Here is a 17011-nt window from a genome sequence, read left to right on the forward strand (position 1 = left end):
ATTCTCCGAATGGGGAAGCCTTCACCTACTAAGATGCAACACAACCCGCACAGATTCACGCAACAGAAGACGTTTTGGCGAAAGACCGAGGCCATCAACACCAACGATGACGAGCCATTTCATGCAATATGCTCTCCTCATCCGCTCCCACAAAAAAACCCGCCCGACGCGAACGCCGGGCGGGTGGCGGGTTCCCATGCAGCGCCTCTCGCGCTGCACTCGCAAACGTAACCAAGCAGCGGCGAGGTCAAGCTGGCGTCAGTAATACACGGTGCGCGTATGGTGGCGCGGCTTCGTCTCGAAACGCGGGTCTTGGCCGAGGTGCCACAGGTAATTGTCGAGTTCGAAGGCCGTTACCGCTCGTCCTAGCGCGGTCAGCCGTTCCACGAGGAGTTCGACCACGTGGACGCCACACGCGCGAATCTCGACCTCCTCGGGGGAATTGGCTTCGAGCCTGTCGCCGCGGTCGATACGCTCGGCGAGCGTCTCGTCGTAGCGCAAGAGACCGTCGAGGCGCAGCACGTGCGGGACGAGGTTGTCGGCAAAGAGCGTCAGACCATCCAAGTCTGAAAACGCGCCCGGCCCCTCGCCGTCGAAGGCGAGCCATAGATCTGCGGCAAGGATCTGCGCACGCTTGTAAAAGGGCACCGTTGTGTCGTGGTAATCGGCGACGTCGCGGAAGAGCGGCATCTTACTGACGATGTCGACCAACGCCGAGGCGCGACCTCCGGCCGCCTCGACCACCGAGGCAAAGCGCCCGCCGAAGTCAGCCAAGACAAACCGTCCCAGATCTTCGAGCGCCTGGCTGAACAATCCCATCAACTCGGCAACCGCCTCGTTCGAGAGATTCTGGCCAAAGATCTCGGCGCAATCCTCGGGCGTCAACGCGATCAGGTCGCCTGCCGACACAGGTGCATTGGCCTCGAAAAAATCCCCGAGCGCGTGGGCCACCATAAAATAGCCCACGAGCCCGTTACGCGGTTCGAGCTCGGGGAAATACCCCGATCCAAAGTTGATGGAGTCGAGCGCGAGCACATAGGCCACAGTTTGCTCACCGTGGCCCAGATAATGGTGCTCGGGCTCGATCACGGGGGAGTGCAGCTTGTCTACCGGCAGGCTGCGTGCGTATGCGTCGAGTTTGTCGCGTTCGATGTGCACACGCTCTGCGGCACCAGCCACACGCGCGCAGGCGGCGCGGATCTCCTCGAAGACCGCGCCGCCTGCCTCTCTGCGTTCGTCAGTCATTGCCAGGTCACACGATTCGCGAGGTGAAGGGGTTGGGATAGGAGCGCTTCTCGCGCACGTCGTTCCAGTGCTTGCCCTTCAGGATCGGCTTCTTACGCTTCTGACCCGACGCCGAGGCCTGCGACTCTTCGTAGCTCTCCCAGACGGCGCGCACCACGTCGTCGACGGTGTCGTACTCGAAACCGAAGTGGTGGCCCGTGGCGTAGAGCAGCGCATGCTCGTTCTCGTCGGTACCGTCTTCGGTCAGCACGATCGCCAGCAGGCGAAGCACCGCCAGTTTATTCTCTTCATCGACGAATTTCTCGGTCACGCTCTCGATAAAGCCTTCGAAGCGCTCCGGATCTTCGAGCAGCGCCTCGAGTTCGTCGTGGGTCTGCGCCAGCAGGTGCTCCAAGCTCTCGCCGCTGAGGGCCGGCTGCACGAAAGGCAGCTTCTGCCACGTCTCGGCCAGCGCCTGCAGTTCGCCGGAGGTCAGCTTGCCGTCCAAGAACACACCGGCCAACAGCAACTTGAGGGTGGCGCGGGCCTGCGGCTGGGATAGTGACGCAACTCGGTGCCAGTTCGGATGCACATCGCGGTACTTTTCCAGTTCCATTTCGTTACTCCATAGCTCGAGTCAACAACCAAGGGTGATTTGGGTCGTCGTTAAAATAAACAGATCTTGGAGATGTCTAGTCAGTCACACTGTTGCGAATCGAGATGCGGTTGCTTTATGGAGTCAGACCAACAAGATTAGCCGGGGGAGAGAAAGACTTATCAAGCATCACACACGACCCATGAGTGACCACATCGACATCGTCGAAACCGCCGACGGCTCCAAGACGCTGTACGACCGGCAAAAACAGGTCCACTACCGCAACATGGCTGGCGCGCAGACCGAGTCGCGTTACGTGTTTTTGGAGGGCTCCGGCCTCGTCCAGCGCCCTGCCCCGTGGCGGGTGCTCGAGCTGGGATTTGGCGCGGCGGTCAATTTCACCCAGACGGTCGCAGCCTTCGAAGCCCAACGCGCCGCCGGCGGCCGCCTCGAGTATCACGCCGTCGAGTACGCGCCGGTCTCCCCCGAGTTGCTCGACTTCCATGCAGGCGAAGCCGGTGACATGGCGCGCGCGGCGCTCGGCGAAGCTCGAGACACAGGCGAAGTCGCCACCGTCACCAGCACGGACGGCCTTCTGGAATTGCACGTGTACCCGGTAAAATGGGTCGACTTCGAGTCGCCCGGCCTCGACGCCCACGCCGTTTTCTACGACCCGTTCGGCCCGCGCAGCGAGCCGGACTCTTGGACGGTCGAGTGCTTCGAGAACGCGCGCCGCCACCTCGCGGCTGACGGAGTGTTGGCGACGTATAGCGCGGCGACTCACGTCAAGCGCAAGCTCTTCGAGGCCGGCTTTTGCGTCGCCTCGGCGCCCGGCCCCGGACGCAAGCGCGAGGTAACCTTCGCCTCGCCGACGCGCGAAACGCTCGAAGGTCGAGACGGCTTCGAGATGCTCTCACGAGACAAGTACCTGGAGCAGGATCATGACTGAGATTGCGATTATCGGCTCGGGCCTGGCCGGCCTGAGCCTCACCCAGAGCCTGCTCGATCGCGGCGTCGACGCCGAATCGATCACCGTCATCGACGCCGACGACGACGAGCGCGCCTCCGACGTGCCGGGCATCTTGATGCACCCGTTTCCCGGCCGCTCGATGAAGCCCAAGCCAGGCCACATGGCCATAGCCCAGAAAAGCGTGGCATACCTGCGCAGGCTCGCCGACGAGATGGCCGACGGGGCGATTCTCGAACTTCCGATGGCGCGCCCGTTGATCGGTGAGATGGGCGAGCGGCTCCAGGCGAGTTGGGAAGAGGCGCGCGCGGAGTATCCCGAGTGGTTCGAGAGCCGACTGGTCGCCGGCGACGAACTCGCCGAGGTCGATCCGAACCTGGCTGCGTTCGACGAAGCGATCGTCTACCGCCCGGCGTTCTCGGTCGACACCAACGCGCTTCGGCGCCACCTGCGCGCCAAATTCACCCAGGCGGGCGTGCACCTGGTCGACCGGACGCCGGTGGAGCGTCTCGAACGCGCGGGCGATCGATGGAGACTCGTCACCGACGCCGAGCCAATCGAAGCCGACAAGGTCATCTTGGCGCTCGGCTTCGGCATCGCCGAGTGGTTCCCCGGCCTTCCCATTCACGGCCGTGGCGGCGAGGTCATGATCGTACGGCCTCCCGACGACGGCGAGCTTCGCTGCATCATCAACGCATCGGGCCACGTGGCGCCCAAGGGTGACGGCACCTGGTCAGCCGGCTCGACCTACTGGTCGCCCGAGGAGTTCGATGGGCGCACCGACGAACTCGCAAAGACGCAACTCCTCGAGCGCTGCACGCGCCTCGTACCGGCGCTCGAAGGCGGCGAGCCGGTCTCCTACGGTCGCGGCATTCGCGCGATGTATCGCGGCGACAACCGCCCCCTGGTGGGTGATGTGCCCGGCCTCCCCGACGCGTTCGTCTTCGGCGCATTCGGCTCCAAAGGCCTGTTGCGCATCCCCGCGCTGGCCGACCAACTCGCCGCCCATCTGTGCGACGCCGGCGAGATTGGCGAGCGCGCGAGCACTGCACGCGTCAAAACCGACAAGTGGACACCTGCAGCCGGCAAGCTCGGCTAGTTTCTGGTTCGACTCCCCCTCAAACGCAAAAAAGCCCGCCGGCTCACACCGGCGGGCTTTTTTGTCGGTTCTTTGGGCTCGGCTGCGAGCGCGAACGCTCGCAGCCGAATCCGTCACCTTGTCGTCAGGTTTACTGACAGACCAGGGTCAAGCCCCACTCGTTCAACGTACCCTCGTCGTCTCCTTCGGAGCTGCTCGGGTAGGAGAACCAGTCGTACTCGTCGAAGATCGTCAGCGTCCAGGTGCCGTCGCCGGTCAGGCCGCTGAAGGTGGCCAGGTCGCCGACGGGCGTCTTCTCCGCCGGGTACCATCCCGTGACGAAGTCGTCGCTGTCGAGGCCGGTGTACTCCTCGAGGAGCACCGAGGTGGTGCCGTCGGGTGCCGTCAAGGTGATGGTGAGGTCACCGAGCTGGCTGTGGGTGATGTCGACGAACGCCTCTACGGAGCTGACCGTGGCGCAGTTGGTCACGCTGACGGTGTCCGAGACGCTGGTGGTCTCGTCGTTGGGGATGGCCAAGGCCGGCGTGCTGCCGAAGTCGGGCGGGGGCAGCGGCGTCTGAAGCTCGATCGTCAGGTCGAACGACGACGGGGTGTCATCGCCTTCGACGGCGACCAGATACTCGCCTGCCGAGGTGTACGGACGGAAGAGCGTGATACCGCCGGTGGCGGTCTCGTTGACCAGCGAGGTGTACGCCTTGTCGAAGATGCGAAGGTCGATGTCCTCGCTGTTGCCCGAGGTGCCCGTGATCGACAGGTTGCCGTCTTCGCTGAAGCTAGCCAGGTAGTACAGACGCTGGTTTTCGAGCAGAGCCGGACCGGTGACGGTCTGGCTGTTGCCCTGGGCGAAGGGGCCCAGCGCTTGCGGCGTGTAGAGGTTGATCGAGATCACCTCGTTGCTCACGCCGTCTTTGCCTTCGATCTCGAGTTCGAAGCTGCCACCCGCGTCGGTGTAGTAGTAGATGTACTCGGGGTTCGAGTACGACAGCGGGTAGAAGGACGACTCGTTGTCGAGCGAGGTGCCGTTGGCGTCGAACAGCTCGAAGTCGTGGTCATCGGAGCTATCGTTTTCATGATAGATCTCGATGATCTGACCCGCCGGCACCTGGAATTGCAGCGTCAGCGGCTGATTGTCTCCAAAGGTGGCCATGGAGTGCGTGGTGGTCTGGTCGGCCGGAAGCACGCCCAGGTCGACCACGCGCGGCGAGCCGTTGAGCGTGACGTCGTAGCCGGTGACCGCTTCGTCGGCTTCGATGCGCACCATGAAAGTTTCGGCCGTGGTGATGCCGCCACCAACGCTAACTGCGCCGCCCGAGCCGGTCTCACCGACAATCTGGCTGCTGCTGCTGTCGTAGATGTAGAAGTCGACGTCCTCGCCGGCGGCGGGGACGACCTGGCCGCTGAACACCGTCGGTCCGGTGGTCGTGAACGTGTGGAAGCCACTCTGGCCGTCGGCGATCGCGCCGCCGGTGATGCTCAGGCTGGCGGTCTCGTCGAGCGTGCCCATATCACTCGGCGTGATGCTGTGCAGCGTCACGGCCAAGTTGGTCATATCCGTGGTCGCGGCCACTTCGAGGGTGAAGGTGGTCTCAGTTTTGACCCAGTACCACTCGAAGTCGTAGTTGTCGTAACCGCTGTCGTTGGTCACGTCGACGAAGGTGTCGCTCATGACCTCGGTGCCCGTCGAGTCGATCAGATCGAAGTCGATCTCTTCGTCGGCGTCATTGGTCTGACTGATGGCGAACACCTCGCCGGCGGCGACCGTGAAGGTGTAGATGGCCTTCTGGTCTTCAGCCAGGGAGCTGACCGCGCTGGTGGGGGTCTGGGTGTTCGTGGGCAGCAGGCCGAGAGCTTCGTAGTTACGGCTGTTGGCGGTGATGACCTGGTCGGTCGCGTCGCCGTTGTCCGTCACGATGCGCGCCAGGAAGCTACTGCTGCTACCGGCGGTGCGAGCGTAGACGAACTCACCGCTGGTCGACGAGGCCGCGTAGAAGTACGTGTCGCTGTCGACCACCTCACCGGTGATGTCGAACAATTCGATCTCGACGGCGTCAGACTCGGCGTTGTCGTGGAGCACCTCGAGGAGTTCGTCGGCGTTGAGCGACATGCTGTAGTAGCGTACGTCGTCCTCGAGCATGTTGACGGGGGTCGACGAGACGCTGCCGCCGGTGGGAACCTGCCCCAGATCGGTCGGCGAGCTGATGTTGACGCCCAAGGTGGCGTCGACCGAGCTGCCCGAGTTGTTGGTCAGCGTGAGCACGTAATCGCCGCCGGTGTTGAAGGCGATGTGCTCGAAGAGCTCGCCGTCGTCGAGGGTGGTCGTGGCCACCTCGGTGCCGTTGGGATCGGTGATCGACAGGTCGAGCGATTCAGCAGCCGCGTTGGTCTGGTTGATCTCGAGCAGGTCGAACAGGCCGGCCGACACGGTCATCGTGCCGGTACCGCCGGCAGGAACCGTGACCGTCTGCTGGGCGCCAGTGACCTCGGCGCTGATGTCGAAGTCCACTCGCGGACCGTCGACCATCGTCCAATCGACCAGCGCCAGCATCGAGCCACTCTCGGGCACACCGACGGTGACCGACTGACCGGCCGAAATCGGCTGAGACTCGTGCAGCGTCGTCGCGTCGCCCCACACTTGCAGGACGCCCTGGGCGTCTTCGCCGATGCCGTCGACCGTAAAGGTGACCACATCGGTGGGCGCGATATTGGCCATGTTGAACAGGTTGTCGTGCAGGTCGGTCAGCTCACCGGTGAGCTGGACGCTGCCGCCGGAGATGTCCTGGTCGCTCGCGGTGCCGCCACTGACGGCTTTGAGCGTGCCCACATAACCCCAGTCGTCCGATCCACTCGGGCCGACTTCCTCGCTCGTCAGGTTGAGCGCCGGGAGCACGGTCACCGTGTAGGTGCCGTCTGCCGGGATGACCAGGTCACGCGCGGTCGCCGCGCCGCTGGTCACCGGACTCCAACGCATGTACTCGCCGTTGGGGCCTTCGACCACAAAGGCGGGCGCGGGCAGTCCGGTCGATTGGACCATCAGCTCGAACCAGTCGCCTGCGGTGGCGTCGAATTCGAAGACGTCGACGTCTTGGTCGACCTCGCCGTCGCCGTCCAGGTCGGTCGGCGCGCCGATGGTACCGGCGAAGACGAACGGGTCGCCGTCGACGGCGTTGACCGTCAGCGTACCGGCGGTGCCGCCGTCGAAAGCCGGGTCGTTGGGCTCGGTCTCGGTCAGATCCGCGTTGGCAGCGAGCTCCTCGGCGGGGCTCATGCACACGTTGTTGACCAAGACATCGCCTTCCCCACACGAATCGGGCAGGCAAAGACCGCTGTCGGCGTCGAACTTGGTGCCGGTGTCACAAACTTGGGCGGTCGGCACGCACGCGCCGGTGTCGCCGTCGAGGGCGGTGCCGTCACCACAGGCCGCGTCGGCCAGGGCGCAGTCGCCAGTGTTCGGGTCGAGCTCGGTGCCCGAGCCGCAGGCGGCCGCTTCGATGACGCACACGCCGTTTTCGAGCACCGTCTTGTCGGCACACGCCTCGGCGGCCGGCACGCAAATGCCCTCCGCGTTGGCCTCGGTGCCCTCACCGCAGACGATGTCGGTGTTGGGTACACACGTGCCCGAGCCCTGGTCGAAGGAGGTCCCTTCGGCACAGGAAGCTTCGGCCGGCACACAGTAGCCATTTTCGAGGACGGTGCCCTCGTCGCAGCCGGTCTCGTTGACCACGCACTGCTTGTTTTCGAGGAGCGTGTTCTCGCCGCAACCTTTCGCGACCAGGACGCACTGCCCGTCTTTTTCGGCCGTACCCGGCCCGCACTCGTTGCCGCAGCCATATAGTGGCGCGACCGAGGCGGCCAGAAGACCGGTCAGAATGAAGAGTCTTAACTTCGACATAATCTATATCCTCCGCAATTGCCTATCGGCGCCTGGCCGATGGCAGAACTTCGCAATTTCAGGCGGGAGATGACTCCCGCCACAGGCTGCCTCAGCCCGGAGCGTTGTCGCTCCGAGCCGAGAACTCACGCCATTACTGACACACCAACGACAGGCCCCACTCGTTGAAGGTGCCGCCGGTGTCATCCCAGTAGTCGTTGTCATCGTACACCGTCAGCGTCCAGTCGCCGTTACCCGTCTCGCCGCTATAGACGAGCATCGAGTTATCGGGGACCAGCGGCCTCGGGAGCCAGCCGACCACGTCGTCGGTGCTGCCACCGTTGTCGGAGTACACGTCCACGGTGGTGCCGTCGGGGCTCGTCAGATCGATCTCGACGTCAGCGCCGTACGGGTGAGTGATGTCGACGTACAGGTGGACTCGCTGCACCGTCGGGCATCCGGTCACCGTGATGGTGTCGGAGACGCCGGTGGTGGTGTCGTCGTCCGGGATGGCCGCCGCCGGTGCGCTGCTGAAGTCGGGCGATCCGGTGATCGGGCCGAGCAGCGTGGCGCTCAGGTCGTACGACGGAAGCGCCGCCCAGGCGTGCACGCCGATGTAGTAGGTGCCCGCTGTCAGCTCTTCGGACTGGAAGACCTCGTCAGTCGGCGAGGTGCTGTACTCGATGACGTCGAGCGTATCGTCGAACAGATAGACATCGACGTCTTCATCGGCCGGGGTGCTCACGTCGAACTCGACGAAACCGTCGGCGCTCAGCTCCAGCTTGTGGAACTCCATGGCGTTTCGGGCCATCGGAGCCGGCTGGCTGTAGGTTGCCGAAGCGTCGATCGTCAGCGCGCCCAGGTCATTGGGCACGCCGTAGTTGTCGACCAGGATGACCTGATCGGTCGTCGAGTAGTCGCTCCACGAGCTGACGTAAGTGGTCACTTCGACGATGTAGGTGCCACCGTTCGGGCTGATGAAGTACTCCCAATCGTAGTCGGGATTACTCGGCTCGGTGTCGTAGACGTAGGTGAAGTCGTCGACGACCGTGCCGCTCGGGTCGAGAAGCGCGTACTCGATATCATCGTCGCCGGCGTTGTCCTGGCCGATGCGGAACAGCTCGCCTGCTCCCACGGTGAACGTGACGTAGGTGATGTCGCCTTCGGGCAGATCGAACATCGGCGAGACGCCCGAGTCACCCGGGGCGAGGGTGCCGATATCGAACGGCGGGAGGACCTTGACGGTGAAGGTCGCGTCGACATTCGCGGAGGTCTCGTTGGTGAAGGTCACCGTGTAGGTGCCCTGGTTCTCCACCTTGGCCTTGAGCGACTCGTCGGAGCCGAGCGCTGCTTCGGAGGCAATCTCGGTGCCGCTGAGGTCTTCGACCACGCTGACTTTGAGATCTTCACTCTGGGTGTTGGTCTGTGCGGCGTAGATCTGGTCGTACGGCTCACCTGTGACCTGGAAGGTCTGGGTGCCGCCGGCCGGAATGGTGACCGTGGTCTCTTCGCCGGTGATCTCGGCGCTGACCTCGAAGCTGGCGTCGGGACCGCTGAGCTTGACCCAGTCCATGAGGACCGTAGCCGTGTTGCCGATGGCCACGAACTCGAAACTGGAGCCGGCGCCGGCCGACTCCGAGCGAGCCAAGATGCCGGTGGCGTCCCAGTGCTGCAGCAGACCTTCGACGTCGTCACCGCTGGCGTCGAGCGAGACGCGCACGATGTCGCCCATCTGCAGGCCAGTCAGGTTCAACACGTTGTCGCTCAGCGTCATGTACTCGCCGCTGAAGCTGGCGTTGCCGGTCGACAGATCGGCGTCGGTACCGGCCGGGGCCGAGATGGCCTTGAAGCTGCCCACATAACCCCAGTCGTCGCCGCCGACCAAGCTGACTTCGCCTTCGGTCTGGAGCACGAGAGAGGGAAGCACGGTCACCGTATAGGTGCCGTCCTCCGGAGCGATCATCTGACGGGCAGACGCGTCGGGCTGGCCGATGGCGCTCCAACGCACGTAGCCGTTGGGGCCTTCGATCACAAAGGCGGGCGCCTGCAGGCCAGTCGACTGGACCATGATCTCGAACCAGTCGCCCTGCACCGCGTCGAACTCGTAGACGTCGACGTCTTGATCGAGGCTTCCGTCACCGTCGATGTCGCTCGGGGCGTCGATATTGCCGAGGAAGACGAAGGGCTCGCCGTCGACGGCCGGAACCGTCAAAAGCTCAGTCTCGGCGCCGAACGCCGGATCGTTGGGCTCCATCTCCTCGAGGTCGAAGTCGAGCGCCAACTCTTCGGCCGGGCTCATGCAGAGGCCGTTGACGAGCACGTCACCTTCCTGACAAGCGTCGGGAAGGCACAGGCCGGTCTCCGAATCGAAGGCCGTGCCGGCGTCGCACACATCTGCGGTCGGCACACATACGCCGGTATCGCCGTCGAGCGCCAGGTTGGTGCCGCAGCCCGCTTCGGCGAGCACACAGTCGCCGGTGTTCGGGTCGAGCTCGGTGCCCTGACCGCACGCGGCCGCGGCCACTACACAGCGGCCGTTGGCGTCGAGTTGCGTCTTGTCGCTACAAGCGTCCGCGCTGGGCACACAGGAGCCTTCAGCCCCAGCTTCGGTGCCGTCACCACAGACAATATCGGTATTTGGAACACAGGTTTTGGTGTCTTGATCGAAGGTGGTTCCTTCTTCACAGACACCTTCGGCAGGAACGCACAGGCCGTTGTCGAACACAGTGCCATCGGAGCAGCCGCTGGTGTCGAGGACGCATTCTCCGTCCATCAACACCGTCCCCTCGGCGCAGCCTTTCGATGACACAATGCATTGGCCGTCTTTCTCGGTCGTACCGGGTGCGCACTCTGAGCCGCAACCGTATAGCGGCGTCAGCGCAGTGGCCAATAGGCCCACCCACGCAAGCAAACGTAACTTCGACATCTAGTTCTCCTCCTCGCTTCGCTAGCAAAAGCTCGAAACATGCATCTCGACATGCTTGACGCTGCGATGCTCGGAGGATCGGCCGAGCTGATACTGCAATTGTAAAAAAGCGTATCAATACGGCCAATTGCACCGAGCTTGCGCAACGATACGCGCCAGGCGCGCCTTCGAGCCGCTCATTACCGTCCTAATGGACGAACTTATGATGCAAATGACCCCCATGAGTGCGCGTAGAGTAACGAGAAGGTCACAAGATTACAACGAATTTTATCAGTTTTGCCGCGAAGTTAGATGTAGTCACAGTGCACACATCCCTTTTCGTTTGCAATTAAGACACTCGCAAACCGACTAGAACTCAGCCCAAGAAACGCAAAAAACCCTCCGGAAAAACCGGAGGGTCGAGAGGGCGTTGCGCCCGGCAGACGGAGGTCTGACCGGGCGCGCTCGCACACGTGTTTATTGGCACGTGAAGGTCAGGCCCCACTCGTTGAGCGTGCCGGAGACGTAGAGGCCCACATCGGCTACTTGGAGGCTCCAGTCGCCGTCACCGGTCAGGCCTGAAAAGTTCGCCAAGTTGCCTGCCGGCGTCAACTGGGTCGGATACCAACCCAGAATATCATCGTCCGAACCACCCGTTTCGTCGTGCAGCAGCACCGAGGTGCCATCGGGGGCCACCAACGACATGCTCAGGTCACCGCGATAGCCGTGGGAGATATCCACGTACACCTCGACCGAGCTGACCGTCGTGCACCCGCTGACCGTGAGGGTATCCGAGACACCTGCCGGATCGCCGTCGGGAATCGCCAGCGCCGGCGAGCTCACGTATTGGGGGGGAGGCGGCGGCGCCTGGACGGACACGTCGATGTCGAACGAGGGGACCGTTTCGTTGGCCTCGACGCCCACCAGATAGGTGCCTGCGCTGAGCGTCGCCGGACCGAGCGGCGACGACCCCGACCAAGCCAACTCCGTGAAGGAGCTGTCGTAGATGACCAGATCGACGTCTTCACCGTTGGGCGTGGTCACGTCGACGGTAACTTCGCCGTCTTGGCTGAGCGTGAACGTCTGCGCGCTAAGTTCACCGTTGTCCAGCCCCGGCAGGCCGGTCTGACTGACCGAGGTGTCCAGGGCGATAGTGCCCAAATCGCCGGGAACGAAGGTGCGCACCGTGACCACTTCGTTGGTGGTGCCGTTCGTCCAGCCTTCGAGGACGACTTCGTAGTCCGCAGCAGTATCGCTGTACCAGTACACGTAGGTCGGGTCAGTGTCCGACGCGGCGTAAAAGACATACGACGCATCCAAGACATTGCCGTTGCTGTCCAACAACTCCATCTCGTGGTCTTCCGACTGATCGTTATCGTGCGAGATTTCGATCATCTGGCCGGCGGGCACCGAGAAGCTCACCGTGTAGAGCTGGTTGCGGGAGAATGTAGCCAGCGGCGTGGTTGAGGCGGTGGTGTTGTCGATCGTCCCGAGATCCTCGCGGGTCCGGATGGCATCGCCGGTGATATTGTAGCCGGCGCATGCCTCATCACATTCGACGCGCAGCAGGTACGTGCCGGCGGCGTCGAGCCCGATTGTGAACGACACATCGCCGCCCGAACCGAACTCGCCACCGATGTAGGTTCCATCGAGCTCGTGCACGCGGAAGTTGACATCTTCGCCACCGAGCGGCGACAGCGTGCCGCCAAGAGCCATGGCTTCGTTGGCGTCGAGCAGGTGATAGCCCGCGTGACCCCGAGCGATACTGGCGTTGTTGCTGATGCTGAACGGGTCGCCTGCATCCAGCGTGGCGTCGACGGTCGGGGTAGCGCCGGTGAAGGTGAGCGTCTCACCGGTCCGCCCGGTGCCGGCTTCGACCTCGACCAGCACGGTCATGGCCATGGGAGCATAGCTCCAAGGCACGTCGAAGCGGCTGAATTCAGCCGACGAGCGCGCCTCGATACCTGTCGCCTCTTCGATCAGTTGGCCGGTGGCGTCCAATACGCGCACGTCGAGGGGGGCTGCTTCGTGGTTGTCGTGCTCGAGTTCGACGACCTGTCCAGCGGCCACGTCGAGGGTGTAGTAGACCTTGGCGCCGGCGGGCATGGCGATCGCCGGAGCGCTCACCGTGCCGTTGGCCGGCAGTTGGCCCAAGTCGACGGCCGGGATGATATTGACCCAGGTGGTCGCGTCGACGTCGCTCGAGGTGTTGTTGGTGAACACCACGTCGTAGTCGCCCGAGGCGTACGCGACGTGCTCGACGCTCGCGCCGCTGGCCAACGTGGCCGTGGCGACTTCGGTGCCGCTCGGATCGACGATCGACACGTCGAGGTCGGCCGAAGCCGGGTTCGACTGGGTGATCACCAGTCGATCGAACTGATCGATGCTGACCGTCTCGGTGTAGGCGCCCCCGGCGGTGATCGTCTGGCTATTCTGCACGCCCGAGACGTTCGCCGTGATGTCGAAGTCGTCTTGCGGGCCGTCGATGCCCGTCCAGTCGACGACCACGAACATGTCGCCCGTGCTCGGCACGCCGGTCACGACCGGCTCGCCGGGACGAATCATCTGACTGTGATGCAACGTGGTGGCGTCGGCCCAGATCTGGACGATCGCCTCACCGTCCTCGCCGATGGCGTTGGCCTCGAGAGTCACCAAGTCGTTGGCGCCCAAGTTGGTCACGCTGAAGAAGTTATCCTTCAGGTTGCTCAGCTCGCCGGTCAGGTCGGCGCTGCCGCTCGATGCGTCTTTGTCGGTGGCCGACGGCGCCGTCACACTCGCCAAGCTGCCCACGTAGTTCCAGGTATCGCCGCCACGAGAAACCTCGTAGTCGCTTGCGAGCACCAGTGAGGGGAGCACGGTGACCGTGTAGGTGCCGTCGGTCGGAATCACCAGGGTGCGCGCGGCGTCGCTAGAGGTTCCCAGCGCGCTCTGGCGCACGTAGCCGTCGGGGCCGGTGACCACAAAGGCAGGCGCCGGAAGCCCGGTCGACTGGACCATCACGTCGACCCAGTCGCCGGCGCTGGCGCTGAATTCGAACGCGTCGACGTCTTGATCGACCTCGCCGTCGCCGTCGATGTCACTCGGCGCCGAGATGGTACCGGCAAAGACGTACGGGTCGGCGTCGGGCGCCGGAAGCGTCATCGTCTCGGCGGTGCCTCCGAGGGCCGGATCGTTATTCTCCTGCTCGACCACGTCGGCGCCGGCGGCGAGCTCTTCGGCGTCGTTCATGCACACGCCGTCGATGAGCACGTCGCCCTCTTCACACGCGTCGGGCAGGCAGAGCCCCGAGTCGCTGTCGAAGGCGGTGCCCGTGTCGCATACTTCGTCGGTCGGCACGCAGGTGCTCGTGTCACCATCGAGCGCCAGGCCGTCGCCACAAGCTTCGTCGACGAGCAGACACTCGCCGGTGTTCGGGTCGAGCTCGCTTCCAGCCGTGCACGCGGCGCCTTCGACCACGCATCGGCCGTTGTCGCCCAAGGTCGTCTTGGGACCGCAGGCGTCGGCGCTGGGTACGCAGGTACCCTCCGAGTTCGGCTCGGTGCCTTCGCCGCAGACGATCTCGCTGTTGGGGATGCAGGTGCGCGAGGCGGCGTCGAAGGTCGTGCCCTCGGCGCAGTTGGCGTCGGTGGGCACACAGATGCCCTGCTCGAGCACCAAGCCCTCGCCGCAACCGTCCTCGGTCACGACACACTGCTTGTTCTCCAACACGGTGCCCGCGCCACAACCTTCGGCGACGAGTACGCATTGGCCGTCTTTCTCGGTGGTTCCCGGGCCGCACTCCGAGCCGCAGCCGTAGAGCGGCGCGACCGCAGCGGCCAGCAGGCCGGTCAACAAAATGAGTCTCAGTTTCGACATAAAATCTATCCTCCAAAAGGCGCCGGCGACCTCGCGCCGCCGGCGCTTCAACGTAGTCGTGTTCAACCTCGCAGCGACGACCTTATTGGCAGGTCAAGTCGAGCGCCCAATGCACCAACGATCCATCGTCGCCGCCGGCGTTGTCGGTGATCGACAGCGTCCAGTCGCCGTTAGCGTCCTCGCCGGCGAAGTCCGACAGCGCTCCCGGTCCATCGACGGTCAGATCGGTGGGATACCAACCGATGATGTCATCGTCGCCGTAACCGGTCTCATCGTGCAGCGTCACGCTCGTGCCCGACGGGCTCTCCAGCGTGACGAGCAGGTCGCCGATATAGGTGTGCGGAATCAGCACATACACGCGAAGGCTGGCGATATTGGCGCAGCCGCTGACGGTCATCGTGTCGGTGACCGTGTTGTTGCTCGTGACGGCGATACCCGGCGAACTGGCGTTGTCCGACGGCAGGTCGGGACGCGCGACGGTCACCTCGAAGGCGGTAAGCGCATCGAGCGCCTCCGCTTCGATGAAGTAGGTGCCCGGGCTGAGGCTGTGGTAGTAGGTGAACGCATCGTCGGTGTACGGACGAGCGTTGATCGCGGTCATCGTCGAGTCGTAGAGCCCGAAGTTCATGTCGCCGCTGTAGGGCCCGGAGAACTCGAGCACACTCGGCTCGTTCACGATCAGGCGCACGAGCGACGTTTGGTCGGCGGGCACAGTGCTGGGATGGGTGTAGGTGTCCGAGTCACCCGGAGCAAGCGGCCCGATCGTCGGCAACGGCTGCGCCTTGGCCACGAGGGTGGCGTCGACGTTCGACGAGGTGTTGTTGGTGAAGACGACCTCGTAGTCGCCGGCGCTCGTCACCAAGGGGTTGATTTGGCTGTCGGAAGCGAGCGTCTCGCTGGCCAACTCGGTTCCGGTGGCGACCTCGGTGATGGTCACGTCGAGGTCGGCGCTCGTCGGGTTGGTCTGGCTGGCGACGATCTGGTCGAACTCCTGAGCAGTGACCGTAAAGGTGTGCGTGCCGCCCGGCTGAATCGTCGCGATCGTGCTCGAACCGGTGATATCGGCGGTCAACTCGAAGTTGACGCTCGCCCCGCTGGTCTTCATCCAGTCGATGAGGATGAACTGCGAGGCGTCCGTGCCGTCGAGCTCGACGAGCGTGTTCGGCCCCAGAGGCTGCGACGAGACCAGCGTGGTCGCGTCACTCCAGACCTGGACGACGCCCTCGGCGTCGGTACCCAGAGCGTCGACGCTCACGGTGACGATGTCGCCGGCCTGCGCGCCGCTCAGCTCGAAGAAGTTATCTTCGACGTTGGGGAAATCACCGGCGAGTTGGCCGGCGCCGGTCGACAGATCGACAAGGGTGGCGCTCGGTGCCGACAACGTCTCGAACGTGCCTACGTAACTCCAGTCGTCACCGCCGATGCGGCTGATCTCGCCGTCGCTCTCCAACACCATCGCCGGCAGCACGGTCACCGTGTAGGTGCCGTCTTCCGGGATGACGACGTCGCGCACGGCGTCACCGCCGCCGAACGGGCTCCAGCGCACGTAGCCGTTGGGCCCCTCGACCTTGAAGGCCGGGTCGGGCATGCCCGTCGAGAGCACCGAAATCTCGAACCACTCGCCGGCGTTGGCGGTAAATTCGTAGACGTCGACGTCTTGGTCGACAGTCCCGTCGCCGTCGAGATCGGTCGCTTCGGAGATGGTGCCACTGAACACCTGCGGATCGTCGCCGGCCGTGGGAACGAACAGCGACTCGGCGGTACCGCCGAACGCCGGGTCGTTGGGCTCGGTCTCGGTCAGGTCCACGTCGCCGGCGAGGTCGTCGGCCGGCGAGGTGCACACTCCGTCGATGACCACGTCACCCGGACTGCAGCTGTCGGGCAGGCAGAGTCCGCTGTCGGCGTCGAATTTGGTGCCGGTGTCGCACACGTCGGCGGTCGGCACGCAAGCGCCGGTGTCGCCATCGAGCGCGGTTCCCTGACCGCAAGCCGCATCGGCGAGCATGCACTCACCGGTATTCGGGTCGAGCTCGGTGCCCGCTCCGCAGGCAGCCGCGCCGACTACGCAGCGACCGGCGTCGTCGAGCGTCGCCGTGCCGTCACAAGCCTCGGCGCTGGGCACGCACAGACCATCGTCGGCGACCTCCGTACCATCACCGCAGATGACGTCGGTATCCGGCACGCAAGTGTACGAGCCTTGGTCGAAGGTCGTGCCTGCTTCACAAACGGTGTCGATGGGCACGCAAAGCGCACCGTCGAGCATCGTTCCTTCGCCACAACCCGACTGGTCGAGCAAGCACTCGCCGTCTTTGAGGATGGTGCCCTCTGCACAACCCTTGGCGTCCACGATACATTGACCGTCCTTATCGACAGTCCCCGGGCCGCACTCCGATCCGCATCCATAAAGCGGCGCCAAGGACGCGGCCAACAGGCCGGCCAGCATCGCCGTTCGCAACTTCGACATAAAACTCTCCGTATCAGTCATGAAACTCGACTTG

At 64.0% G+C, this 17011-nt stretch carries 8 protein-coding genes; 2 read left to right on the forward strand and 6 right to left on the reverse strand.

Annotated features, from left to right (window positions below; translation table 11 throughout):
* Nucleotides 1-258 precede the first annotated feature (258 nt).
* A complete protein-coding gene (locus tag FIV42_RS05630) occupies nt 259-1245 on the reverse strand; it encodes a queuosine salvage family protein (RefSeq protein ID WP_141196723.1) in 987 nt (328 codons plus the stop codon).
* A gap of 7 nt (nt 1246-1252) precedes the next feature.
* Nucleotides 1253-1840 (reverse strand): hypothetical protein, encoded by a 588-nt coding sequence (locus tag FIV42_RS05635; RefSeq protein WP_141196724.1) that lies wholly within the window; start codon nt 1838-1840, stop codon nt 1253-1255.
* A gap of 181 nt (nt 1841-2021) precedes the next feature.
* Between FIV42_RS05635 and mnmD the strand changes: the two genes are divergently transcribed.
* Both mnmD and FIV42_RS05645 read left to right on the forward strand, forming a co-directional pair.
* Entirely contained in the window at nt 2022-2768 is a 747-nt protein-coding gene (gene mnmD, locus FIV42_RS05640) for a tRNA (5-methylaminomethyl-2-thiouridine)(34)-methyltransferase MnmD (protein ID WP_141196725.1), read from the forward strand.
* Nucleotides 2761-3885, forward strand: a complete 1125-nt coding sequence (locus FIV42_RS05645) for an NAD(P)/FAD-dependent oxidoreductase (RefSeq protein WP_141196726.1) — start codon at nt 2761-2763, stop codon at nt 3883-3885. The genes mnmD and FIV42_RS05645 overlap by 8 nt, the downstream gene beginning before the upstream one ends.
* Nucleotides 3886-4015: 130 nt before the next feature.
* On the opposite strand, the gene FIV42_RS05650 is transcribed toward FIV42_RS05645, so the two are convergent.
* The 4 genes from FIV42_RS05650 to FIV42_RS05665 form a co-directional block, all read right to left on the reverse strand.
* The gene (locus tag FIV42_RS05650) at nt 4016-7774 is read right to left on the reverse strand and encodes a proprotein convertase P-domain-containing protein (protein ID WP_141196727.1); all 3759 of its coding nucleotides are present in this window, start codon (nt 7772-7774) and stop codon (nt 4016-4018) included.
* Between the two features lie 133 nt (nt 7775-7907).
* A complete protein-coding gene (locus FIV42_RS05655) occupies nt 7908-10679 on the reverse strand; it encodes a proprotein convertase P-domain-containing protein (RefSeq protein ID WP_141196728.1) in 2772 nt (923 codons plus the stop codon).
* 456 nt (nt 10680-11135) lie between these two features.
* Complete coding sequence (locus FIV42_RS05660; RefSeq protein ID WP_141196729.1) at nt 11136-14513, reverse strand: proprotein convertase P-domain-containing protein; 3378 nt, start codon at nt 14511-14513, stop codon at nt 11136-11138.
* Between the two features lie 82 nt (nt 14514-14595).
* A complete protein-coding gene (locus tag FIV42_RS05665) occupies nt 14596-16977 on the reverse strand; it encodes a proprotein convertase P-domain-containing protein (RefSeq protein WP_168210441.1) in 2382 nt (793 codons plus the stop codon).
* Nucleotides 16978-17011 lie beyond the last annotated feature (34 nt).

It is taken from the genome of Persicimonas caeni, from assembly GCF_006517175.1.
Classification (GTDB): Bacteria; Myxococcota_A; Bradymonadia; order Bradymonadales; family Bradymonadaceae; genus Persicimonas; species Persicimonas caeni.